Source organism: Aeromicrobium sp. Root472D3 (genome assembly GCF_001426485.1).
Lineage (GTDB): Bacteria > Actinomycetota > Actinomycetes > Propionibacteriales > Nocardioidaceae > Aeromicrobium.
Genome location: NZ_LMET01000003.1, coordinates 71,685 through 92,644 on the forward strand (window position 1 = coordinate 71,685; position 20,960 = coordinate 92,644).

A 20,960-nucleotide genomic window follows, 5' to 3' on the forward strand; every position below is an offset into this window, starting at 1 on the left:
CCGTCGAACGGGGCCTACGGTGGGGGAGTGACCGGTGGTCGGCGGTGGACGGTGCTCGGTGTCGCTCGGGCGAGCCACCCGGGGCCCGCGGCGGCGGTGACGCTCGCGGCGGTGCTGCTCGCGCTGACGTGGGGAGCATCGGCGCGAACGGCTGCCCTGATCGGGGTCGCGGCGCTCGCGGGTCAGCTGAGCGTCGGATGGTCCAACGACCTCGTCGACCGTCACCGTGACCGGACGTCGGGGCGCCGCGACAAGCCGTTGGCGACGGGCGACATCACGCCGACGTCGGTGCGGGCCGCGATCGTCGTCGCCCTCGTCGTGGCCGTGGCGACGTCGCTCTCGCTGGGTGCGCGACCCGGCGCGCTGCACGTGGTGCTGGTGGCGACGGGGTGGGCCTACAACCTGGGGCTCAAGCGCACCGTGGTCTCGTGGCTGCCGTACGCGGTCTGCTTCGGCGGCCTGCCGGTCGTGGTGTCGCTGGCGGCCCGCGGCGAGGTGGGCCCGGCGTGGATCGTCGTCGCGGGGGCCCTGCTCGGCACCGGGGCCCACCTGGTCAACGCGGTGCCCGACCTCGAGGACGACCGGCGCACCGGCGTGGTCGGCCTGCCCCACCGGCTCGGCGCGCGAGGGTCGGTCGACCTCGCGACGGCGCTGATGCTCGCCGGGACGGTCGTGACGGTCGTCGTGCCGGCCGAGGGTCTGGACGTGCTCGGCATCGCGGCGCTCGTGCTGTGCGCCGGCCTGTTGGTCGCGGGACGCGTGTCGGGCGGCCGGGGTGCGTTCCGGGCCGCGATGGGCATCGCGCTCGTCGACGTCGTCGCGCTGCTGCTGCGCAGCTGACGCGGGGAGGTCGGACGCGCCGAGCGCTGCATTCCCGTCCACGAGTGGTGCGGCGTGGTCGGACACGCCGTCCCAGAACGTCCACTCCGCACCACTCGCGGTTCAGCGCAGGGCGGAGGCCAGGGCCTCGACGTGGGCGGGGCCGACCTCGCAGCACCCGCCGACGAGGCGGGCCCCGGCCTCGACCCAGGCCGGGACGAGCGCGAGGTCGAACGACGCGTGCCCCGTCCAGGCGTGCCGGTCGGCGTCCCACGCGCGGCCCTGGTTGGGGTAGGCGACGCCCGCCGCCACGCCCGCGGCGCGCGCGACGTGCAGTGCCTCCAGCACGTCGTCGGGAGCGCAGCAGTTGACGCCGGCGGCGACGACCGACCGGCTGTCGGCGACGACCGCGAACGCCTCGTCGAGCGGCTGGCCCGCCCGGGTGCGACCGTCCGCGACGGCGTACGAGAACCACGCGTCGACGCCCAGGTCGTCGAGCAGCGGCACGAGCACCTCGGCCTCGCGGACGTCGGGGATCGTCTCGACGGCCAGGACGTCGGGGCCCGCCGCGGCGAGCACCTCGAGACGGCGCGCGTGGAAGTCGCGCAGCGTCCGGGCGGGCACCCCGTAGTGGCCGCGGTACTCCGAGCCGTCCGCCAGCGCCGCCCCGTACGGACCGACCGAGGCGGCGACCCACGACGGGGCGGACGTCTCGAGGTCGCGGGCGTCACGGGCCAGCCGGACGCTGTCGCGCACGAGCTGCTCGGCGGCGTCGGCCGACATGCCGGCCGACACGAAGCCGTCGACGCTGGCCTGGTAGCTCGCGGTCGTCGACACCTGCGCGCCCGCCGACAGGTAGCGGCGGTGCGCCGCGACGACCTGCTCGGGGGAGTCGCGGAGCAGCGCGGCGGTCCAGAGGTCCGACGACAGGTCGCAGCCCGCCTCGTCCAGGACGACCGAGAGGCCGCCGTCGAGCACGACGACGGGGCCGGAGGCGATCGCGTCGCGCAGGGTGCCGGTCGGTGTCGCTTCGGTGGTCATGGTCCGAGCCTAGACAGGTCGGGAGCCACCTGATGTTGACACCATCAACATCAGGCGGCACAGTTGATGTTGACACCGTCTACTTAGGAGCTCCCGTGGTCCGCAAACCGCTCGTCCTGCTCACCGTGTGCCTCGCCGCGCTCACGATCAACCTGAGCACCATGATCGTCAACATCGCCCTGCCGACCCTCGCGGAGGACCTCGACGCAGGCACCCGCTCGCTGCTGTGGATCGTCGACGGCTACAACCTGGCCTTCGCCGCGCTGGTGCTGGCGATGGGCAGCCTCTCGGACCGCTTCGGTCGTCGTCCCGCCCTGATCGTCGGACTCGCCGGATTCGCGCTCAGCAACGCCGGGGCCGCGCTCGTCGACAGCAGCGGCGCCCTGATCGCCCTGCGCGTCGCGATGGGCGTGTTCGCCGCCCTCATCTTCCCGACGACGCTGTCGATCATCGCCAACACGTTCACGGGACGCCGCGAGCGGGCGTCCGCGCTCGGCCTGTGGGGCGCCTCGGTGGGCGTCGGCGTGGCGCTCGGACCCGTCGGCGGCGGGGTGCTGCTCTCCCACTTCTCGTGGCACAGCGTGTTCTGGGCCGTCGTGCCGGTCGCTGTCGCGACGATCGCGATGGCCGTCGTCTTCGTCCCCGAGTCGCGCGACACGACGGTGCCGCGCATCGACCGTCCCGGCTTCGTGATCTCGGTGGCGGCGCTCGGCATCCTGACCTGGACGATCATCGAGGCGCCGGCGCACGGGTGGGGCAGCCCCGAGACGATCGTCGGGTTCGTCGTCGCGGCGCTGCTCGTGGCGTCCTTCGTCCGGGTCGAGCGGGCCGTCGCGCACCCCATGATCGACGTGACGCTGTTCCTCGACCGCCGCTTCAGCGCGGCCTGCGCGGCCGTGACGATCGCCTTCTTCGCGCTGTTCGGGTTCGTCTTCCTGATCACGCAGTTCTTCCAGTTCGTCCGCGACTACTCGGCGCTCGAGACGGGCGTGCGCTTCCTGCCCGTCGCGCTGTCGATCGCCGCCGCGTCGATCGTCGGCGGCATGCTGGCACCCCGCCTCGGCACCCGGGCGGTCGTGACGCCGGGCCTGGTCATGATGGGCGCGTCGTTCCTGTGGATCTCGACGATCGGGGCCGACGTCCCGTTCGCGACGGTCGTGGTGCCGCAGATGATCCTGCTGGGCGGCGGCATCGGCCTGGTCAGCACGCCGGCCACCGAGTCGATCATGCAGGTGCTGCCGCCCGCGCGGGCCGGCGTCGGCTCGGCCGTCAACGACGCGACCCGCGAGCTCGGCGGCACGCTGGGCGTCGCGGTCGTCGGCTCGCTGTTCTCGTTCCAGTACGGCGAGCGGGTCGTGAGCCTGCTCGGAGGCGCCGTCGACGCCCCCACCGCCGACCGCGCGGCCGACTCGGTCGGGTTCGCGCACGCCCTCGCGCAGCGCGTCCCGGGCCTCGAGACGGCGGTCGACACGGCGTTCCTCGACGGCTTCGGCCAGGCCTGCCTGATCGTCGGCGTCCTGTGCCTGGTGGGTGCCGTGGTCGCCGCGCTGTCGCTGCCGGCCGACCGGTACGACCCGCTGGCGCCGGTCGAGCCCGAGCCCGTCGCCGCGGGGCCCGGCGGTGACCGGCCGATACGGTGAGGGCATGTCCGCCTCGTCGTACCACCACGGCAACCTGAGGGAGGCCCTCGTCGAGGCCGCCGTCGAGGCCGCCAGGGCCAACGGACCGGACGGCGTGGCACTGCGCGAGCTGGCCCGGACGGTGGGCGTCTCGCACAGCGCCGCCTACCGGCACTTCTCGCACCGCGACGAGCTCGTGAGCGCCGTCGCGGTGCGCGCCATGGCGGGGCTGGTCGCCTCGATGCAGCAGCGGCTGGACGTCGTCGAGCAGGTCGGGTCCGCCGACGACGTGCTACGCGCGCGGCGGCGGCTGATCGCGGTCGGGCAGGGGTACGTCGCGTTCGCGCTGGGCGAGCCCGGCCTGTTCCGCTGCGCCTTCGCGTCCAAGACGGCCGCGGTCCCGGACGGTGACGTCCTCGCCGACCGGTCCGTGAACCCGTACGGCCTGCTCAGCGAGATGCTGGACGGTCTCGTCGACGTCGGGTTCCTGTCGCCCGAGGCCCGGGTCGGCGCCGAGATGACGTGCTGGTCGGCGGTGCACGGGTTCTCGGCGCTGCACCTCGACGGCCCGCTCGGCGAGGCCGACGACGTCGCGCGCGACGAGGCGCTCGACCACGTGCTCGCGGCGATCGACCGGTCGTACGCCGCGAGCACCGGCACCCCGATCCGTCCCGACGACGACATCTTCGCCCGCGGCTGACGGCACCCGCGGCGACGACGACGGCGCGAGTGGTGCGTCCCGTCCGGGCCGGTCGGGGGTCACTCCGTGACGACGGCCTGCAGCTCGGCGAGGTAGCGGGCGTAGGCGTCGCGGGCGTCGGCCGACGGCCAGCCCGGCGGCTCCAGCTCGTCCGGCAGCAGGGGGTCGCGCGCGAGGTGGCGCACGAGGTGGGCCGCGACGGCCAGGCGGGGCCCCGGCTCGGACGTGGTCGTCAGGGCGGTCAGCACGCGCTCGGTCTCGTCGGCCCAGGCGGGCAGGTCCCACAGGGACGCCGCGAGGCCCGCCGATCCCTGGTGCGGGGTCGTGAGGAACGTCCGCACGTCGGGCGACGGCGGGGCGGCGGCGTCGCGGCGCAGGTTGGCCGGTCGCATCCAGACGCCCTCGCGCAGCTCGCCCAGTCGGGCGTCGACGAGTCGCGACCGCAGTGCGGCGCGGTCTCCGCTGGGGCGCCCGGTCGTGACGACGACCGTCATCTCCCACGTGCCGTCCCACGGCGTGACGACCTCGTGGGCGTCCTGACGGTCGCGGCGCCCCACCAGGCGCGGGCCGAGGCGGTAGCGCGCACCGTCGCGCACGAGCTCGTCCGCGGCGACCGCCCGGGTCAGGGCCACGCGCACCGTCGCCGGGTTGATGTCGAGGTGGCGTGCCGCGGCCGCGAGCTGCGCGGCGCTGAGGCCGTCGGCGCCCGAGCCGAGGACGAGGCTGAGGACGACCGAGCGCGCGGGGAGCGGGGTGAACGCGGGCACCGGACTACTGTCGCACACGGGGTGTTACCAAGTGGTTGACAGTTGTCGTCTCGCGCGTAACATCGAGTCATGACGACGCACGAGGTGACGAACCAGGCCCCGCCGCTGGTCGGCCACGACACGAGCGACGACCGCGCGCTGCGCGAGGGCCTCGAGCGCGAGGGTGCGGGGTGGGCGCTCGACGAGGTCTCGGCCCTCGGGCGTCTGGCGGGCACCGCCGAGGCCCAGCAGCTCGGCCGCGTCGCCGAGCGCGACCGGCCGGTCCTGCACACGCACGACCGGTACGGGCACCGCGTCGACGAGGTCGAGTACACGCCGGCGTACCACGAGCTCATGCGCACCGCGGTCGCCCACGGGCTGCACGGGGCGCCGTGGGCCGACGACCGTGCGGGGGCCCACGTGGCGCGCGCCGCGAAGTTCGCGGTCTGGAACGTCGACGCGGGCCACGGCTGTCCCATCTCCATGACGTACGCCGTCGTGCCCGCCCTGCGCGCCGCACCGCGGCTGTCCGCGCAGCTCGAGCCGCTGCTGACGGGACGCGAGTACGACCCGGCGCTGCGCGACCCCGTCACGAAGCGCGGGCTGGTCGCGGGCATGTCGATGACCGAGAAGCAGGGCGGCTCCGACGTCCGCGCCAACACCACGACCGCCACCGAGCGTCCCGACGGGACGTTCGAGCTCGTCGGCCACAAGTGGTTCACGAGCGCGCCGATGTCGGACCTCTTCCTGACGCTCGCGCAGACCGCGTCGGGCCTGTCGTGCTTCATGGTGCCGCGCGTGCTGCCCGGCGGCGAGCGCAACCGCGTGCAGCTGATGCGGCTGAAGGACAAGCTCGGCAACCGCTCCAACGCCTCGTCCGAGATCGAGTACGACGGGGCGTCCGGGTGGCTGGTGGGCGAGGAGGGCCGCGGCGTGCGGACGATCGTCGAGATGGTCAACATGACCCGCCTCGACTGCGTCATCGGCTCGACCACCGCGATGCGCTCGGCCTTCGTCCAGGCGGTGCACCACACCCGCCACCGGTCGGCGTTCGGCCGCCGGCTCGTCGACCAGCCGCTGATGCGCAACGTGCTGGCCGACCTCGCGATCGAGTCGGAGGCCGCGACCACCGTCATGATGCGCCTGGCCGGGGCCAACGACCGGGCGATCCGCGGCGACGAGGGCGAGGCCGCCCTGCGACGCATCGCCCTGGCCGTCACGAAGTACCACGTGTGCAAGCGGGCGCCGATGGTCGTCGGCGAGGCGCTGGAGTGCCTGGGCGGCAACGGCTACATCGAGGACTCCGACCTGCCCCGCATCTACCGCGAGGCACCGCTCCTGTCGATCTGGGAGGGCTCGGGCAACGTCGCCGCCCTCGACGCGCTGCGCGCCCTGGGCCGCGAGCCGCACACGCTCGACGCCTTCTTCGCCGAGGTCGAGCAGGCCGAGGGGGCGGACGTCCTCCTCGACGACGCACTCGGCCGGCTCAAGAAGGAGCTCGCGTCTCCCGACGACATCGAGCACCGTGCCCGCCGCGTCGTCGAGCAGCTCGCGACGGTGCTGCAGGGGTCGCTGCTGGTGCGGCACGCGCCACCGGCGGTGGCCGACGCGTTCTGCGCCTCGCGGCTCGACGGCGACCACGGCGCGGCCTACGGCACCCTGCCGACGGGGCTCGACCTCGACGCGATCCTCGAGCGGACGCAGCCCTCGGGGGCGTGACACGTCCGGGTCGGGATGGCAGGCTGTGACCACCTCGTCGAAGGAGTCACCCGTGCGCACCCTGATCGTCACCACGTTCGTGTCGCTCGACGGCGTCATGGAGGCGCCCGGGGGTGAGCCCGGCTACCGCAACTCCGGCTGGACGTTCAACGACGTCGAGTTCGTCCCCGAGGCGTACGAGATGAAGGGGCGCGAGCAGGAGGAGACCGGCGCGCTGCTGCTGGGCCGCGTCTCGTACGAGGCGTTCGCCCCGGTGTGGCCGACGATGGACGACTTCGCGGGCTACAACGCGATGCCGCGGTACGTCGTGTCGACGACGCTGACGCACGACGACGAGCGGTGGCCCGCCACGATCCTGAGGTCGGTCGACGAGGTGGCAGACCTCAAGCAGACCGACGGCGGGCCGATCGCGGTGCACGGCAGCGCGACCCTGGCCAAGGCCCTCGCCGACGCCGGGCTCGTCGACCGGTACCACCTGCTGGTCTTCCCGGTGCTGCTCGGCGCCGGCAAGCGGCTGTTCGGCGCGTCGGACGTCGACGCGACGCGGCTGCGGCTGGTCGAGCACGACGTGTACGCCAACGGGATCCAGAAGAACGTCTTCGACGTCGTCCGCTGACGCCGGCCGGGCCGGGGGCCTCAGCCCTCGGCGGGCACCTGCAGCACGAGCGCCACGACGTCGTCCGGCATGTCGACGAAGCGGTCGGCCAGCGCGCGGACGACCGCACCGGCCCCGCCGGCCCGGGTGCGTCCGACCAGGTCGACGAGCGCCGAGACCTGCTCGTCGCGGTCGGAGGACGAGTCGTCGGTGATCCCGTCGGTGTAGAGCACGACGGTCGCGCCGGGACGCAGCTCGATCGTGTGGTCGGTGCGCGGGCGCAGCGCCAGCTCGGGGTGGCCGAACATCATGTCGTGGTCGGTCAGCAGGCCCGAGCCGCCGTCGGGCTCGACCACGAGGGGCGGCGGGTGGCCCGCGTTGACCCAGGTCAGCTGCCAGCGGCGGGTGCCGGGCACGGGGGCCAGCCGGGCGAGGACGGCGGTGCCGCTGGCCGGGATGTCGAAGGCCTCGCACGCGAGCTCGAGACCCGCGAGGTGGGCGGACGGCGGCGCGTCGGGCGCGTCCCACGCGGCCTGACGGAGCATCGCCCGCACCTGGCCCATCACGGTCGCGGCGGCCAGGTCGTGGCCCGTGATGTCGCCGACGCTCACGACGACCGACGCCCCCTCGCCGCGGGGCAGCACGAACGCGTCGTACCAGTCGCCGCCGATCTGCTCCTCCGACATCGCGGGCAGGTAGCAGGCGTCGAGGTCGAGCCCGGTGCCGTGGGGGAGCGGGGCCAGCATCGCCGTCTGCAGCTCGCGGGCCACGTCGATGCGGTTCTGGATCAGGATCGCGCGCTCGAGGGCCTGACCCGTGTAGGCCGCGAGGGCCGCGGCCATGGGGCGCTCGCGCGAGTCGACGCGGTGCGGGACGTCCCACAGCAGCTCGACGTAGCCGAGCAGGGGCCCTGAGCCGAACAGCGGCAGCCAGGCCACCGACCGGGCGCCGCGCCGGCGCAGGGCCGCGCGCTCGGCGGGGTCCAGCGGGCTGCCGGGGGCGTCGACGTCCTCGACCATGACGAGGTGCGCCGACTCCGACAGACGCGGCGAGTCGTCGGCGAGCCGCAGGCGCATCTCGACCAGGCCGGCGCGGGGGTCGGAGAAGCGGTCGAGCGCGCGGCGGACGTCGTCGAGCGAGCGGCACGAGTTGAGCACCTCGGCGACGGTCAGCAGCTGCTGCGACCGGTGCAGGAGGTCCTGCAGCTGGTCGTCGATCGCGTCGCGGCGCTCGCGCTCGCGGTCGGCGTCGAGGCGCGCGAGCAGCAGGCGCAGCTCGTTCGAGCAGTCGGTGGCGATGTCGTGCAGGATCGCCAGCTCGCGCTCGGTCCACTGCCGCGGCGACGTGTCGATCGCGCACAGCGAGCCCAGCACGTGGCCGTGGTCGTCGGTCAGGGGCGTGCCGAGGTAGCCGACGACGCCGATCTCGATCGTGGCGAGGTTGTCGCGCACGAGGGGCACCAGGCGGGCGTCCTCGATCACGAGGGGCTCGCCCGTCGTGACGACGTGCTGGCAGAACGAGTGGCTCAGCGGGGTCGACCGGCTGCTGGCCCACGGATCGGGCAGCCCGCACATGCCGGGGAACACCTGCTGGTCGGCCTGCACGAGCGACACCAGCGAGACGGGCACGCCCAGCTGGTCGCGGACCCGCTCCGCGAACCGCTCCATGCGGGCGTCGGAGCGCTCGCTCAGACCGAGGTCGGCGAGCGCCTCGAGACGCGACGGGTCGAGCACCGCCGGTGAGGGCGGCGCGAGCCGGGTGTTGCTGTCTGTCACGTGGTCTGCCTGTTCGTGTGGATCCGCGTCGGGTGCAGGACGTGCACCGTGCCGGGACGAGGCCGACCGGCCCATACTACGCAGTCGCGGGCTGTCCGATGCGGTGATCGCCGGCGTAGACGTTGAAACCCCCGCCGCGGCTGAAGCCCACGAGCGTCATGCCCGCCGACTCGGCGTGCTCGACGGCGAGCGACGACGGTGCCGACACGGCCGCCAGCACCGGGATGCCGGCCATGTGCGCCTTCTGGACGAGCTCGAACGAGGCGCGTCCCGACACCTGCAGGGCCGTGCCGCGCAGGGGCAGACGTCCCTCGCGCAGCGCCCACCCGACGACCTTGTCGACGGCGTTGTGGCGCCCGACGTCCTCGCGCAGGCACAGCAGCTCGCCGTCGGGGCCGAACAGGCCGGCCGCGTGCACGCCGCCGGTGCGGTCGAAGACCTTCTGGTGCTCGCGCAGGCGGTCGGGGAGCGAACCCAGCAGCGCGGGGCTCCACGGGGTGTCGTCGTCGGTCAGGCCGAAGTGCGTCGCCTTGTGCACCGCGTCGATCGAGGCCGTGCCGCAGATGCCGCACGAGCTCGACGTGTAGACGTGGCGCTCGAGGCTCAGGTCGGGCGGCGCGGTGCCGGCGCTCAGCTCGGCGTCGATGACGTTGAACGTCTGCAGGCCCTGCTCGTCGGTGCCGGCGCAGAACCGCATCGACGCGAGCTGCTCGTTGGACCAGACGACGCCCTCGGAGACCAGGAAGCCCCCGACGAGGTCGAAGTCGTCACCGGGCGAGCGCATCGTCACCGAGAACGAGGAGCCGTTGACGCGCACCTCGAGCGGTTCCTCGACCGCCAGCGAGTCCTCGCGTCCCATCGACGTCCCGTCGGCCGCGTAGCGCGCGACCCGCGTGCGTCGGACCAGTCGTCCTGCCATGCGTCCCACCTCTTTCGCGCGTAGCCTCGATCCTCGCACGACCCGCCCAGCGTCTCGCGTCGAGCAGGGGCGCGACGGTGCGAACCTCTCAGGAGGCGACGGCGCCGATCGCGTGCGATGGTCGGTCCATGCCCCGCTCCCGCACCGCACTGGTCACCGGTGCCACCGGCTACATCGGCGCCCAGGTCGTCGCCCGCCTGCTCGAGGACGGGTGGACGGTCCGCGTGCTGACCCGCGACGCGTCCGGGCTCGCCGGGCGTCCGTGGGCGTCCGACGTCGAGGTCGTCGAGGGCGACGCGCAGGACGCGGCCGTGCTGAGCCGTGCCGCCGACGGTGCCGACGTCGCGTGGTTCCTGATCCACTCGATGACGGGCACGTACGAGTACGCGACGCGCGACCGCACGATCGCGACGCGCTTCGGGCAGGCCTGCCGGTCGGCGGGCGTCTCGCGCATCGTCTACCTGGGCGGTCTCTACCCCGACGACGTGACCCTGTCGCCGCACCTGGAGTCGCGCCGAGAGGTCGGCGAGATCCTGATGGAGTCGGGCGTGCCGACCGCCGTGCTGCAGGCCGGCATCGTGGTCGGTGCCGGGTCGGTGTCGTACGAGATGCTCGCGACCGCCACCGAGAAGCTGCCCGTCGTGGTCGCCCCCGACTGGCTCGCCCACCGCGTGCAGCCCATCGCGATCCGCGACGCCCTGCACTACCTGGTGGGGGCGGCCGACCTGCCGCCGTCGGTCAACCGGGCCTTCGACATCGGCGGGTCGGACGCGCTGGCGTACCGCGACCTGATCTCCGTCTACGCCGAGGTGGCGGGGCTGCGCCGCCGGCCGATCCTGACGGTGCCGATCCTGATGCCCCGCACGACGGCGCTGTGGGCGGGCATCCTCGCCCCCGTGCCGACGAGCCTGGCGAGCTCGCTGCTCGAGAGCCTCATGCTCGACATGGTGTGCCGCGAGCACGACCTCGACGACCTGGTCGGCGCGCCCGTCGGCGGGGCGCTGAGCTTCCGCGAGGCCGTCGTGGCCGCTCGCGGGTCGCGCGACTGACCGACGTCAGCCGGGCAGCTCGTCGTTGGCGAGGATCTCGGCCGCCCGGCCGTCGTCCTTGGGCGCCAGCACCGAGACCGAGTCGTCGATGCGCTCGTTGACGTAGCGCAGGATCTCGGCGACGCTCGCGGCCACCGGCACCGCGAGGAACGCCCCCGTGATGCCGAACAGCGAGCCGCCGGCCGTGACGCTGAGCAGCACGACCGCGGGGTGCAGGTTCATGGTCTTGCCCTGCAGGATCGGCGAGAGGACGTTGCCCTCGAGCTGCTGCACCGCGATGACGATGATCAGCGCGATCAGGGCGTCCTTGTAGTCGTTGGTCACGAGGGTCACGAGCACCGCGACGCCACCGCTCACGAAGGCGCCGACGATCGGGATGTACCCGCCGAAGAACGTGATGACGGCCAGGGGCAGGGCCAGGGGCGACCCGAGGATCGCCAGGCCGACGCCGATGATCAGGGCGTCGATGAACGAGACCAGGGTCTGCGTGCGGATGAAGCTGCCCAGTGTGGACCAGACGCGTCCGAGCACCTCGGTGAGGTGGTCGCCCGCGCGGGCCCCGCCGAGCGTCCTGAGCCACGGCAGGAAGCGGTGGCCGTCCTTGATGAAGAAGAACGTCAGCATCAGGATCAGGACCAGGTTGATGATGATCGAGGTCGCGGTGCTGATGGTCGTGAAGACGCCCTCGCTGATCGCGCTGGCGCTGTCCTGCAGCTTGTCCTGCAGGGCCGCGATGGCGGCGCTGATCTGGTTCTCGGACAGGTTGAACGGCTCGCCCGTCAACCAGTCGCGCACCTCCTGCAGGCCCCCGGACGCGCTCGAGGCGATCTCGCCGGCCTGGTCGGTCACCTGCGGGATCAGGAACGTCACGACCGCGCCGAGCGTCGCGAGGAACGACACGATGACGATGCCCGCGGCGGCCGCCGCGGGCAGCCCCTTGCGGCGCATCCACGAGACCGGGGGTGACAGCACGGTCGCGACGATCAGGGCGATCGAGGCCGGGAACAGCACGACCCAGATGTGCCCGATGCCCCAGCCGGCGATGTAGGCGGCCGCGGCGATGACGATGATGCGAAGACCCCAGCGCTGCAAGCCCGCGAAGGCGTCGTCGATGACGACGCCCCTGTCCCTGATGCTGCGCTGCTCGGCCACCTGACCACCCTAGTGGTCATGCTGTCACCCGGCTCAGGAGGGATTCAGGCCCCAGTCGACGGGGTCTGCCCCCTGCTGCACGAGCAGGTCGTTGGCCCGGCTGAACGGCCGCGAGCCGAAGAAGCCGCGCGACGCCGACAGGGGGCTGGGGTGCACCGACTCGATCGCGGGCACGTCGCCCAGCAGGGGGCGCAGGCCCTGTGCGTCGCGCCCCCACAGGATCGCGACGAGCGGGCGGTCGCGTGCCACGAGGGCGCGGATCGCCTGCTCGGTGACGGCCTCCCACCCCTTGCCGCGGTGGCTGGCCGAGGCGCCCGGCGCCACCGTCAGCACGCGGTTGAGCAGCAGGACGCCCTGCCGCGACCACGGCGTGAGGTCGCCCGACGGGGACGGCGCGATGCCGAGGTCGGACTCGAGCTCGCGGTAGACGTTGACGAGGCTGCGCGGCAGCGGCCGCACGTCGGGCGCGACGGAGAACGAGAGCCCGACGGGGTGGCCGGGCGTCGGGTACGGGTCCTGGCCCGTGATCAGCACCTTGACGTCGGCCATGGGCTCGGCGAACGCGCGCAGGACGTCGTCACCGGCGGGCAGGTACGAGCGGCCCGCCGCGACCTCGTCGCGCAGGAACTGCCCCATCGCCGCGATCTGGCCGGCGACGGGCTCGAGCGCCTCGGCCCAGTCGGGCGCCATCAGCTCGGACAGGGGGCGGCTCATGCGGTGCTCGCCTCCCGGGTCGCGGTGTCGTCGCGCAGCGCGTGGGGTGCCAGCAGGCCGGCCAGCACGCAGCCCACGATCGGGACGAGGAACGCCGTCGTGAGCGGCACCCAGTGCGTCAGGAGGCCGATGACGGACGGACCGGCGAGCAGGCCCAGGTAGCCCATGCTCGTGACCCGCGCGAGGTACGTGCCCGACGACGTCTCGCTGACGTTGCCGGCCGCCGTGAAGAACTGCGGCACGCACCCGGCGAGCCCGACGCCGAAGACGGCCCACGCGACGATCGCGAGGGCGGGGGTGGGGGCCAGCGCGGCGCCCGCGAGGCCCGCGGCGCCCAGCATCGCGGCCCGGCTGACGTAGACCGCCGGGCCCCAGCGCGCGACGACGCGGTCGGCGAACAGCCGCACGACCGTCATGGTGGCCGAGAAGGCCCCGAAGGCGTAGGCCGCGACGGTCTCGGACGATCCCAGGGAGTCGCGCAGGTGCACCGTCGTCCAGTCGTAGGCGACGCCCTCGCCGAGCAGCAGGGCGAAGGCCAGCAGGCCGAGCAGCAGCACCCGCGACGTCCACGGCACGCGTCCGCGCGGCGGCGCGTCGGCGGCGGGCGGCGTCGCGGCGACGAACGACGTGCGCAGCGACAGGGCCACGCACACGCCGACCACGGCGACGCCGAGCAGGGTCGCGCGCACGTCGACGCCGAGCGCGATCAGGCTGCCGCCCAGCACCGACGCGAGCAGCCCGCCGAGCGAGAAGAAGGCGTGGAACGCGGCCATGATCGGCCGGCCGTAGGCGCGCTCGACGACGACGGCCTGCGAGTTCATCGACACCTCGATGAAGCCGTTGGCGAAGCCCAGCACCGCGAGGGCGGCGACGAGCTGCGTCGCGTCGGTGGCCAGACCCGGGCCGGGCACGGTCGCGACGAGGGCGCACGCCGATGCCGTCAGGACCGGCCGACTCCCGAAGCGGTCGATCGCCGGGCCCGCGAGCTGCATGCCGATCCAGGCGGTGGCGCCGAGCACCAGCAGGAACAGGCCCAAGGTGGCCTGGTCGACGTCCGTGCGGTCCTTGATCGTGGGGATGTTGACGACCCACATGCCGAGCGTGAACCCGTTGAGCGCGAAGACCCCGAAGGTTGCTGTCCGGGCGCGGGTGGGAGGCACCGTCCGAGCCTAGCCGCGGTCGGGGGAGGGCGACGACCGACGGTAGGCTGGTCCGGCTGTGTCAGCCATCGCCGCCTACCGCGCGCTCCTGCGGATCGTCGGGCCCGCCTACGTCCTCGTAGCCTTCCTCGGGCGGATCCCGCTTGCCATGAGCCAGCTCGGCGTCCTGGTGCTGGTCAGCGAGACGACCGGACGGTACGGCGTCGGCGGTGCCGCCGCGGGCATCCTGGCCATCTCGAACGCCCTCGGCTCGCCCCTGTTCGGATCGCTGTCCGACCGCATCGGCCAGCGTCCCGTCGTGCTGGTGCAGTCGCTCGCGGGGGCCGCGGGGCTCGCCGGCATCGTCGCCGTGACCCACCCCGACGCCGCCCAGGGCCTGATCTTCGTCGTCGCCGGCCTGACGGGGTTCGTGATGCCGCAGGTCGGCCCGCTCGCGCGCGTCCGGTGGCGTCCCATCACGCGCGACGCCGGCGACCAGCGCCGCCTCGTCGACGCCGCCTTCTCGTACGAGGGCGCGGCCGACGAGGCGTCGTTCGTGCTCGGCCCGGCGATGATCGGCGTCCTGGCGATCCTCGCCGAGCCCGCCGGGGCGCTGCTCGCCGCCGCGGTGCTGCTCGCGGTGTTCGGCTCGTGGTTCGCGGTGCACCCCACGTCGGCGCTGGTCGGGCGTCGCACGATGCTGGGTGGCGGGGGCACGGAGCCGCTCTTCACGGGCGTGTTCGTCGTGCTGCTGCTGGCGCAGGTGTGCGTCGGCATGATCTTCGGCAGCGTCCAGACCGGCACGACGGTGCTGGCCACCGCCGAGGGGCAGGCCGGGCTGGCGGGCCTGATCCACGCCGTGCTCGGCATCGGCAGCGTCATCGCGGGCCTGGCGATCACGGGGCTGCCCGAGCGCGTCCTGTACGCGACGCGCATGGCCGTGGCCGCGCTGGGCCTGCTGGTGCTGGCCGCACCGCTGCTGCTGGTCGACTCGCTGCCGTCGCTGATCGGTGTCATCGCGCTGCTGGGCTTCGCCGTCGCGCCGTACATGATCAGCAACTTCGCGCTCGCGGGCATCCTCGTGCCGGTGCACCGGGTCAGCGCCGCGATGACGATGCTGGCCGGCGCCACGGGCATCGGGTACGCCCTCGGGGCCGCGCTGGCGGGGCGTCTGGCCGACGCCAGCGGGCACACCGCCGCCTTCGCCGTGACGGTCTCGGCCGCCGGGCTGGCCGTCGTGATCTCGCTGGCGTCCAACCGCGCGCTGCGCCAGGCCGTCCCCGTCGACCAGGGCTACTGACCCGCCGCGGACGTCGTCACGGGGGTGCCGGGATCGGCGCGCCCGTGACGACGTGAGGCGGGGTCAGAGCGCGCTGAGCGGGGTGACGTCGAGGCCGAGGGCCTCGCCGACCGGCCCGTTGACGAGCCGGCCGTCGTGCGTGCTGAGCCCGCCCGCGAGCGCGGCGTCGTCCGTCACGGCCTGCTTCCAGCCCTTGTTCGCGAGCGCGACGGCGTACGGCAGCGTGACGTTGGTCAGCGCGTACGTCGACGTCCGCGGCACGGCCCCGGGCATGTTGGCGACGCAGTAGAAGATCGAGTCGTGCACCCGAAACGTCGGGTCGTCGTGCGTCGTGGCGCGCGAGCTCTCGAAGCAGCCGCCCTGGTCGATCGCGATGTCGACCAGCACCGAGCCCGGACGCATCTGGGCGACCAGGTCGTCGCTGACGATCGTCGGTGCCTTGGCGCCCGGCACCAGCACGGCGCCGATGACCAGGTCGGCCTCGCGCACGGCCTTCTCGACGGCGAACGAGCTCGACGCGACCGTCGTGATCATGCCCTGGAAGCGCGCGTCGACGGCGCGCAGCTTGGCGACGTCGAGGTCGAGGATCTCGACCCGCGCGCCCATGCCGCGGGCGACCTCGGCCGCGTTGACGCCCGACACGCCCGCGCCGATGACGACGACGTCGGCGGGGTAGACGCCCGGCACGCCTCCGGGCAGCACGCCGCGACCGCCGTTGCTGGCCATCAGGTGCTGGAAGCCGACCTGCGGGGCCAGACGTCCCGCGACCTCCGACATCGGCGCCAGCAGCGGCAGCGACCGGTCGGGCAGCTGCACCGTCTCGTACGCGATCGACGTCGTGCCGGAGGCCAGGAGCGCGTCGGTGCACGGCCGGCTGGCGGCGAGGTGCAGGTAGGTGAACAGGGTCTGCCCGCGGCGCATGCGGCCGTACTCCTCGGCGATCGGCTCCTTGACCTTCAGCACGAGCTCGGCGGACGCCCACACCTCGTCGGCGGTGTCGAGGATCTTCGCGCCGGCGGCGACGTACTCCTCGTCGGGGATCGACGACCCGAGGCCGGCGCCCTTCTCGATCACGACGTCGTGACCGTGGCGGGTCAGCTCGTGCACGCCGGCCGGCGTGATGGCGACGCGGTACTCGTGGTTCTTGATCTCGCGGGGGACACCGACCAGCATGAGCTGCTCCTTCGACGGGGAATGTCCCTCTATCCTGAAGTAACTGCGGAACCAGCGGCAACAACGTGAACAAGATTCTGTAGACTTGCACTCATCGGTGACATGTACCGATCGGAGCCGCCCAGGAGGCGCTGTGGCGAAGGATGTTCACGACCTCGACCGGCTCGACGCCCGCATCGTGTCGGCGCTGCGGCGCGAGGGACGGCTGCCCAACAACGCGCTGGCGGCGTCCGTCGGCGTCGCGGCGTCCACGTGCCTGACCCGGGTGCGGTCCCTGGTCGAGCGCGGCGTCATCTCGGGCTTCCACGCCGAGGTCGACCCCGCGTGGTTCGGCCGGCCCATCCAGGCCATGATCGCGGTGCGCCTGCGCAGCGACGCCCGCGGCGCGATCAGCGAGTTCTCCGACCGGATGGCCGCGATGCCCGAGGTGCTCAACGTGTACTTCCTGGCCGGCGCCGACGACTTCCACGTGCACGTCGCGGCGAAGGACCCCGACGACCTGCGGACGTTCGTGGTCGACCACCTGAGCTCGGCACCCGAGGTCGCGCTGACCGAGACCAACCTGATCTTCGAGCACAAGCGTGGACGCCTGTCGGAGTGAGCGGGCTCAGTCCGTCAGGGTGATGTCCTTGAACCACGAGTCGGTGGCGTAGTCGGTGACCCAGCCCAGGGCCAGGTAGAGCTGGTCGGCGCTGGTGGGGGAGTCGTCGTCGACCTCGAGGCCGACGCGGTCGCGTCCGCGCTGCGCGGCGTCGGCGATCACGGTGCCGAGCAGCGACTTGGCCACGCCGCGTCCGCGGGCGACCCGGTTGACGCCGATGTACTCGACGTACGAGCCCTCGACGCCGCCCTCCGGGGCCGACAGCACCGAGCACACGACGGTGCCCGCCGCGACGGGCTCGCCGCCGTCCTCGGGCTCGACGTAGGCGAGCCACCAGTGGTCCCAGCGGTGACCGGGCTCCTCGCGCAGACGCTGCACGAACTCGGGAAAGCTCTCGCGGTAGTTGTTGAAGTGGTCCTCGAACGACTCCTCGAGCATCTGGTGCACGGTCTGCAGGTCGGAGGCGATCGGGAAGCCGTTCTCGTGCTTCTCGACCGGGCGCACGACGACGCCCTCGCGGGGCTCGAGCCCCGCGTCGTCGGGGGTCACGGGCCGGTTCATGTGCAGCCACGTGCGGCGCTTGGTGTAGCCGGCGAGCGCGAGCCACCCGGCCTGGCGCGTGTCGGTCGCGAACGGGCTCTCGTCGAGCCGCGTCTCGTCGACGCCGCGCAGGCGGGCCATGCCGATCGCGACGTCCTCGGCCCACGCGTAGAAGATCCGCGCGATCGAGTCGATCTCGTGCACGTCGCGGTCGAAGTAGCCCCAGATCAGGGCACGTCCGGCGGCCCGGTCGTGCACCGTGATCCACGCGCGGGGCACGTCGTCCTCGCCGACGGCGACGATCTGGCGGCGCGTCCACGACGCCTGACCCGCGACCTCGGACTCGATGCCGGCCGGGTCGATGTGCGCCTCGCCGGTGCCCTGCAGCTCGTCGAGGTGACGCAGTGCGACGAGGGCGTCGATGTCGCCGTAACCGGGCACCCGAGCCGTCCACGGTCCGGGGAGGACGGGCAGGTCGAGGTTGTCGCTGAGGGATTCGGTCATCGCGGACACCCTACCCATCGGGCGGGCCGCGTCAGCGGGTCAGGCGCGACTCGAGGGCCGCGCGGGCGACCGGCCACTCGTCGTCGAGCATCGAGAACGTCACGGTGTCGCGCCACGACCCGTCGGGTCGCAGCCTGTGCTTGCGCAGGACGCCCTCGCGTCGGGCGCCGAGCCGCGCGATGGCCGCCTGCGACCGCTCGTTGCGGGCGTCGGTGTGCCACACGACCCGCACGCAGCCGAGGTCGTCGAAGGCGCGCCGCATCAGCAGCAGCTTCGCCTCGGTGTTGACCCCCGACCGCCAGGCCCGCCGCGCGAGCCACGTCCACCCGATCGCGACGGTGCGCATCGCGGGGTCGACGTCGTAGAACGCCGTCATGCCGAGGACGTCGCCGGTCGTGGCGTCGACCTGCACCCACGGGACGGCCGGTCCGTCGAGGTAGCGCGAGACCATCGCGTCGGCGTCGGCGGGCGTGCGGGGGCGCAGGAACGTCAGCCACCGGAACACCTCGTCGTCGTCGGCCGCGGCCAGCAGCGCCGGGGCGTGCTCGGGGGCCAGCGGCTCGAGGCGGACGTGGGTGCCCGACAGCACGGGGCGGTCCGTGACGTCGCGGGGGTCGACCATGGTCGAAGACTCTCAGACCCGCGTCAGCGCGGGTAGAGCAGCCTGAAGCGCTCGAGCACGACAGGCATCGAGGGCGAGAAGCCCCGCCCGTTGGTGGAGTGGAGGTCGAAGTAGCGCTGGTGGACGTCGCGCCAGTACTCGTACGAGCGGTCGCCCTCGCCCTCGAGGTGGGCGTGCTCGGCGTCGACCTCGTCGAACGGCACGACGTCGACCCGGACGATCTCGATCAGCGCGCGCGGCCGCTCCTGGCCGTCGAGGACGATCGCGAGGTCGCCGACCTGCGGCATGGGCTCGCCGTCGTGCTCGAAGTCCCACAGGGCGCTCGACGTCGCGGTCTTGGTGCCGGCGAGGACGAGGGCCAGCAGCTCCTCGGCGTGCTCGGGCGTCGCTCCGAAGGCCCACGCGGGCGGTGCGAGTGCCTCGGCCGAGTACGTGCCGAGGTAGCCGGGCACGGGGTTGGTGCGGGTCTGGTGGCGCGCCGCGGTCCAGAAGGCGTCGATCTCGTCGGCGGTCATGCGGTCATCCTCTCAGGGCGACGGGCGGCCGTCGCGCGGGTCGTCCGTGGGACGATCTGGGGGTGAGTGCCACCTTGGTCGCCAAGTCCCTGTCCGGTGGTCACGCCCACCGCACCCTGTTCGAGGGGCTCGACCTGACGGTCGCCCCCGGCGACGTCGTGGGGGTCGTGGGCTCCAACGGGGCGGGCAAGTCGACGCTGCTGCAGATCCTGGCCGGGCGCACCGCGCCGCTGGCCGGCACGGTGTCGACGGCCCCGTCCGACGCGTTCGTCGGCTGGTTGCCGCAGGAGCACGAGCGGCTCGCGGGCGAGACCGTCGCGGCGCACCTGGCCCGGCGCACCGGGGCGGCCGCCGCGACCGAGGCCATGGAACGCACCGCCGCGGCGCTCGGGTCGGACGCGCCGGACGCCGACGACGAGTACGCCGTCGCGCTCGACCGCTGGCTCGCCTCCGGGGCGCCCGACCTCGACGAGCGCATCCCGTCGGTGCTGGGCGACCTGCGCCTCGGTCTCGACGGCGATGCCCTCATGACGTCGCTGTCGGGCGGCCAGGCCGCGCGCGTCGGCCTGGCGGCCCTGCTGCTGAGCCGGTTCGACGTCGTCCTGCTCGACGAGCCGACCAACGACCTCGACCTCGACGGCCTCGACCGGCTCGAGCGGATGGTCGACGGGATGCGGTCCGGCATCGTGCTGGTCTCGCACGACCGCGAGTTCCTCGCGCGGTGCGTCACGCGCGTCGTCGAGCTCGACCTCGCCCAGCAGCAGGTGCGCGTCCACGACGGCGGCTACGACTCGTTCCTGGAGGAGCGCGAGATCGCCCGTCGCCACGCCCGCGAGGCGTACGAGCAGTTCGCCGGCACCAAGGCCGATCTGGTGGCCCGGGCCCGCACGCAGCGCGAGTGGAGCTCGCAGGGCGTCCGCAACGCCATGAAGAAGAGCCCCGACAACGACAAGATCCGTCGCAAGGCGCAGACCGAGTCGTCCGAGAAGCAGGGGCAGAAGGTGCGGCAGATGGAGTCGCGCATCGCCCGGCTCGAGGAGGTCGAGGAGCCGCGCAAGGAGTGGGAGCTGCGCTTCGAGATCGCCGCCGCGCCCCGCTCGAGCACCGTCGTGGCGACGCTCGACGCCGCGACCGTGCGCCGCGGCGACTTCACGCTCGGGCCGGTCACGGCGCAGGTCGACGCCGGCGACCGCATCGGCATCACGGGGCCCAACGGAGCGGGCAAGACGACGCTGCTGAAGCTGCTGCTGGGCGCGCTCGAGCCGGACGAGGGGCGCGCGTCGCGTGGGGCGTCGATGCAGGTCGGCGTGATCGACCAGGCCCGGTCGGTGCTGCCGGACGACCTGGTGCTGGGCGACGCCTTCGAGGCCGCCGTGCCCGATCTGTCGCCGGCCGACGTCCGCACCGTGATGGCCAAGTTCGGGCTGAAGGCCGACCAGGTCGGCAGCGTCGTGGGGCGCCTGTCTCCCGGCGAGCGCACGCGGGCGGCGATGGCGCTGCTGCAGGCGCGGGCCGTCAACATCCTGGTGCTCGACGAGCCCACCAACCACCTCGACCTGCCCGCGATCGAGCAGCTCGAGCAGGCGCTGGCGGCCTACGACGGCGCCCTGCTGCTGGTCTCGCACGACCGGCGGCTGCTCGACAACGTCGACCTGCACCAGCGCTGGCACGTCGAGAACGGGACGGTCACCCGGCCATAGGCCGAGCGAGCGCAGCGA

General features: G+C 73.4%; 20 protein-coding genes. 9 read left to right on the forward strand and 11 right to left on the reverse strand.

Annotated features, from left to right (window positions below; genetic code table 11):
• Window positions 1–27: 27 nt before the first annotated feature.
• Entirely contained in the window at window positions 28–840 is an 813-nt protein-coding gene (locus ASD10_RS17420) for a UbiA family prenyltransferase (protein WP_056612050.1), read from the forward strand.
• Between the two features lie 102 nt (window positions 841–942).
• Here the strand turns inward: ASD10_RS17420 and mmuM are convergent, their stop codons facing one another.
• Window positions 943–1,860, reverse strand: a complete 918-nt coding sequence (gene mmuM / locus ASD10_RS17425) for a homocysteine S-methyltransferase (protein ID WP_056612053.1) — start codon at window positions 1,858–1,860, stop codon at window positions 943–945.
• A 95-nt stretch (window positions 1,861–1,955) separates the two neighbouring features.
• On the opposite strand from mmuM, the gene ASD10_RS17430 reads away from it, so the two are divergent.
• A complete protein-coding gene (locus ASD10_RS17430) occupies window positions 1,956–3,500 on the forward strand; it encodes an MFS transporter (protein ID WP_056612056.1) in 1,545 nt (514 codons plus the stop codon).
• Between the two features lie 4 nt (window positions 3,501–3,504).
• Entirely contained in the window at window positions 3,505–4,179 is a 675-nt protein-coding gene (locus ASD10_RS17435) for a TetR/AcrR family transcriptional regulator (RefSeq protein ID WP_157432723.1), read from the forward strand.
• A 59-nt stretch (window positions 4,180–4,238) separates the two neighbouring features.
• Here ASD10_RS17435 and ASD10_RS17440 read toward each other — a convergent pair whose 3' ends face one another.
• The gene (locus ASD10_RS17440; RefSeq protein WP_082556391.1) at window positions 4,239–4,946 is read right to left on the reverse strand and encodes a PaaX family transcriptional regulator C-terminal domain-containing protein; all 708 of its coding nucleotides are present in this window, start codon (window positions 4,944–4,946) and stop codon (window positions 4,239–4,241) included.
• A 69-nt stretch (window positions 4,947–5,015) separates the two neighbouring features.
• Between ASD10_RS17440 and ASD10_RS17445 the strand changes: the two genes are divergently transcribed.
• Together ASD10_RS17445 and ASD10_RS17450 are read left to right on the forward strand one after the other, a co-directional pair.
• Window positions 5,016–6,644: an acyl-CoA dehydrogenase family protein gene (locus tag ASD10_RS17445; RefSeq protein WP_056612065.1), complete on the forward strand. Its 1,629-nt coding sequence runs from the start codon at window positions 5,016–5,018 to the stop codon at window positions 6,642–6,644.
• Between the two features lie 52 nt (window positions 6,645–6,696).
• Entirely contained in the window at window positions 6,697–7,260 is a 564-nt protein-coding gene (locus tag ASD10_RS17450; RefSeq protein ID WP_056612446.1) for a dihydrofolate reductase family protein, read from the forward strand.
• 20 nt (window positions 7,261–7,280) lie between these two features.
• Here ASD10_RS17450 and ASD10_RS17455 read toward each other — a convergent pair whose 3' ends face one another.
• Window positions 7,281–9,014 (reverse strand): GAF domain-containing SpoIIE family protein phosphatase, encoded by a 1,734-nt coding sequence (locus tag ASD10_RS17455; protein ID WP_162248873.1) that lies wholly within the window; start codon window positions 9,012–9,014, stop codon window positions 7,281–7,283.
• Between the two features lie 76 nt (window positions 9,015–9,090).
• Window positions 9,091–9,933, reverse strand: a complete 843-nt coding sequence (gene fdhD, locus ASD10_RS17460) for a formate dehydrogenase accessory sulfurtransferase FdhD (RefSeq protein WP_056612068.1) — start codon at window positions 9,931–9,933, stop codon at window positions 9,091–9,093.
• A gap of 128 nt (window positions 9,934–10,061) precedes the next feature.
• On the opposite strand from fdhD, the gene ASD10_RS17465 reads away from it, so the two are divergent.
• On the forward strand, window positions 10,062–10,982 hold the full coding sequence (locus ASD10_RS17465) for an NAD(P)H-binding protein (RefSeq protein WP_056612072.1): 921 nt from the start codon (window positions 10,062–10,064) through the stop codon (window positions 10,980–10,982).
• A gap of 6 nt (window positions 10,983–10,988) precedes the next feature.
• Here ASD10_RS17465 and ASD10_RS17470 read toward each other — a convergent pair whose 3' ends face one another.
• The 3 genes from ASD10_RS17470 to ASD10_RS17480 are packed head-to-tail and all read right to left on the reverse strand — an operon-like array spanning window position 10,989 to window position 14,008.
• Entirely contained in the window at window positions 10,989–12,134 is a 1,146-nt protein-coding gene (locus ASD10_RS17470; protein WP_056612075.1) for an AI-2E family transporter, read from the reverse strand.
• Between the two features lie 33 nt (window positions 12,135–12,167).
• Window positions 12,168–12,848, reverse strand: coding sequence for a uracil-DNA glycosylase (locus ASD10_RS17475; RefSeq protein ID WP_056612078.1), 681 nt, complete (start codon window positions 12,846–12,848; stop codon window positions 12,168–12,170).
• Window positions 12,845–14,008, reverse strand: a complete 1,164-nt coding sequence (locus tag ASD10_RS17480) for an MFS transporter (RefSeq protein ID WP_056612081.1) — start codon at window positions 14,006–14,008, stop codon at window positions 12,845–12,847. The genes ASD10_RS17475 and ASD10_RS17480 overlap by 4 nt, the downstream gene beginning before the upstream one ends.
• Window positions 14,009–14,066: 58 nt before the next feature.
• Between ASD10_RS17480 and ASD10_RS17485 the strand changes: the two genes are divergently transcribed.
• Window positions 14,067–15,287, forward strand: a complete 1,221-nt coding sequence (locus ASD10_RS17485) for an MFS transporter (RefSeq protein WP_056612084.1) — start codon at window positions 14,067–14,069, stop codon at window positions 15,285–15,287.
• A 63-nt stretch (window positions 15,288–15,350) separates the two neighbouring features.
• On the opposite strand, the gene ald is transcribed toward ASD10_RS17485, so the two are convergent.
• A complete protein-coding gene (gene ald / locus ASD10_RS17490; protein ID WP_056612087.1) occupies window positions 15,351–16,460 on the reverse strand; it encodes an alanine dehydrogenase in 1,110 nt (369 codons plus the stop codon).
• Window positions 16,461–16,593: 133 nt separating this feature from the next.
• Here ald and ASD10_RS17495 point away from each other — a divergent pair, with 133 nt between their 5' ends.
• Window positions 16,594–17,061 carry an Lrp/AsnC family transcriptional regulator gene (locus tag ASD10_RS17495; RefSeq protein ID WP_200938364.1) on the forward strand — a complete coding sequence of 156 codons (468 nt, stop codon included), beginning with the start codon at window positions 16,594–16,596 and terminating at the stop codon, window positions 17,059–17,061.
• 6 nt (window positions 17,062–17,067) lie between these two features.
• Here the strand turns inward: ASD10_RS17495 and ASD10_RS17500 are convergent, their stop codons facing one another.
• Genes ASD10_RS17500 through ASD10_RS17510 form a run of 3 tightly spaced genes read right to left on the reverse strand, consistent with a single transcriptional unit; the run spans window position 17,068 to window position 19,242 of the window.
• A complete protein-coding gene (locus ASD10_RS17500; RefSeq protein ID WP_056612093.1) occupies window positions 17,068–18,105 on the reverse strand; it encodes a GNAT family N-acetyltransferase in 1,038 nt (345 codons plus the stop codon).
• Window positions 18,106–18,136: 31 nt separating this feature from the next.
• Window positions 18,137–18,727 carry a GNAT family N-acetyltransferase gene (locus ASD10_RS17505; RefSeq protein WP_056612096.1) on the reverse strand — a complete coding sequence of 197 codons (591 nt, stop codon included), beginning with the start codon at window positions 18,725–18,727 and terminating at the stop codon, window positions 18,137–18,139.
• Between the two features lie 23 nt (window positions 18,728–18,750).
• Complete coding sequence (locus ASD10_RS17510) at window positions 18,751–19,242, reverse strand: ASCH domain-containing protein (RefSeq protein WP_056612099.1); 492 nt, start codon at window positions 19,240–19,242, stop codon at window positions 18,751–18,753.
• Between the two features lie 62 nt (window positions 19,243–19,304).
• Between ASD10_RS17510 and ASD10_RS17515 the strand changes: the two genes are divergently transcribed.
• Window positions 19,305–20,942, forward strand: coding sequence for an ABC-F family ATP-binding cassette domain-containing protein (locus ASD10_RS17515; protein ID WP_056612103.1), 1,638 nt, complete (start codon window positions 19,305–19,307; stop codon window positions 20,940–20,942).
• Window positions 20,943–20,960 lie beyond the last annotated feature (18 nt).

Coding starts and splice junctions, on each gene's coding strand:
- ASD10_RS17445 (WP_056612065.1), top strand. CDS start 5,016: ATGACGACGCACGAGGTGACGAACCAGGCCCCGCCGCTGGTCGGCCAC.
- ASD10_RS17475 (WP_056612078.1), bottom strand. CDS start 12,848: ATGAGCCGCCCCCTGTCCGAGCTGATGGCGCCCGACTGGGCCGAGGCG.
- ald (WP_056612087.1), bottom strand. CDS start 16,460: ATGCTGGTCGGTGTCCCCCGCGAGATCAAGAACCACGAGTACCGCGTC.
- mmuM (WP_056612053.1), bottom strand. CDS start 1,860: ATGACCACCGAAGCGACACCGACCGGCACCCTGCGCGACGCGATCGCC.
- fdhD (WP_056612068.1), bottom strand. CDS start 9,933: ATGGCAGGACGACTGGTCCGACGCACGCGGGTCGCGCGCTACGCGGCC.
- ASD10_RS17465 (WP_056612072.1), top strand. CDS start 10,062: ATGCCCCGCTCCCGCACCGCACTGGTCACCGGTGCCACCGGCTACATC.
- ASD10_RS17510 (WP_056612099.1), bottom strand. CDS start 19,242: ATGACCGCCGACGAGATCGACGCCTTCTGGACCGCGGCGCGCCACCAG.
- ASD10_RS17505 (WP_056612096.1), bottom strand. CDS start 18,727: ATGGTCGACCCCCGCGACGTCACGGACCGCCCCGTGCTGTCGGGCACC.
- ASD10_RS17500 (WP_056612093.1), bottom strand. CDS start 18,105: ATGACCGAATCCCTCAGCGACAACCTCGACCTGCCCGTCCTCCCCGGA.
- ASD10_RS17435 (WP_157432723.1), top strand. CDS start 3,505: ATGTCCGCCTCGTCGTACCACCACGGCAACCTGAGGGAGGCCCTCGTC.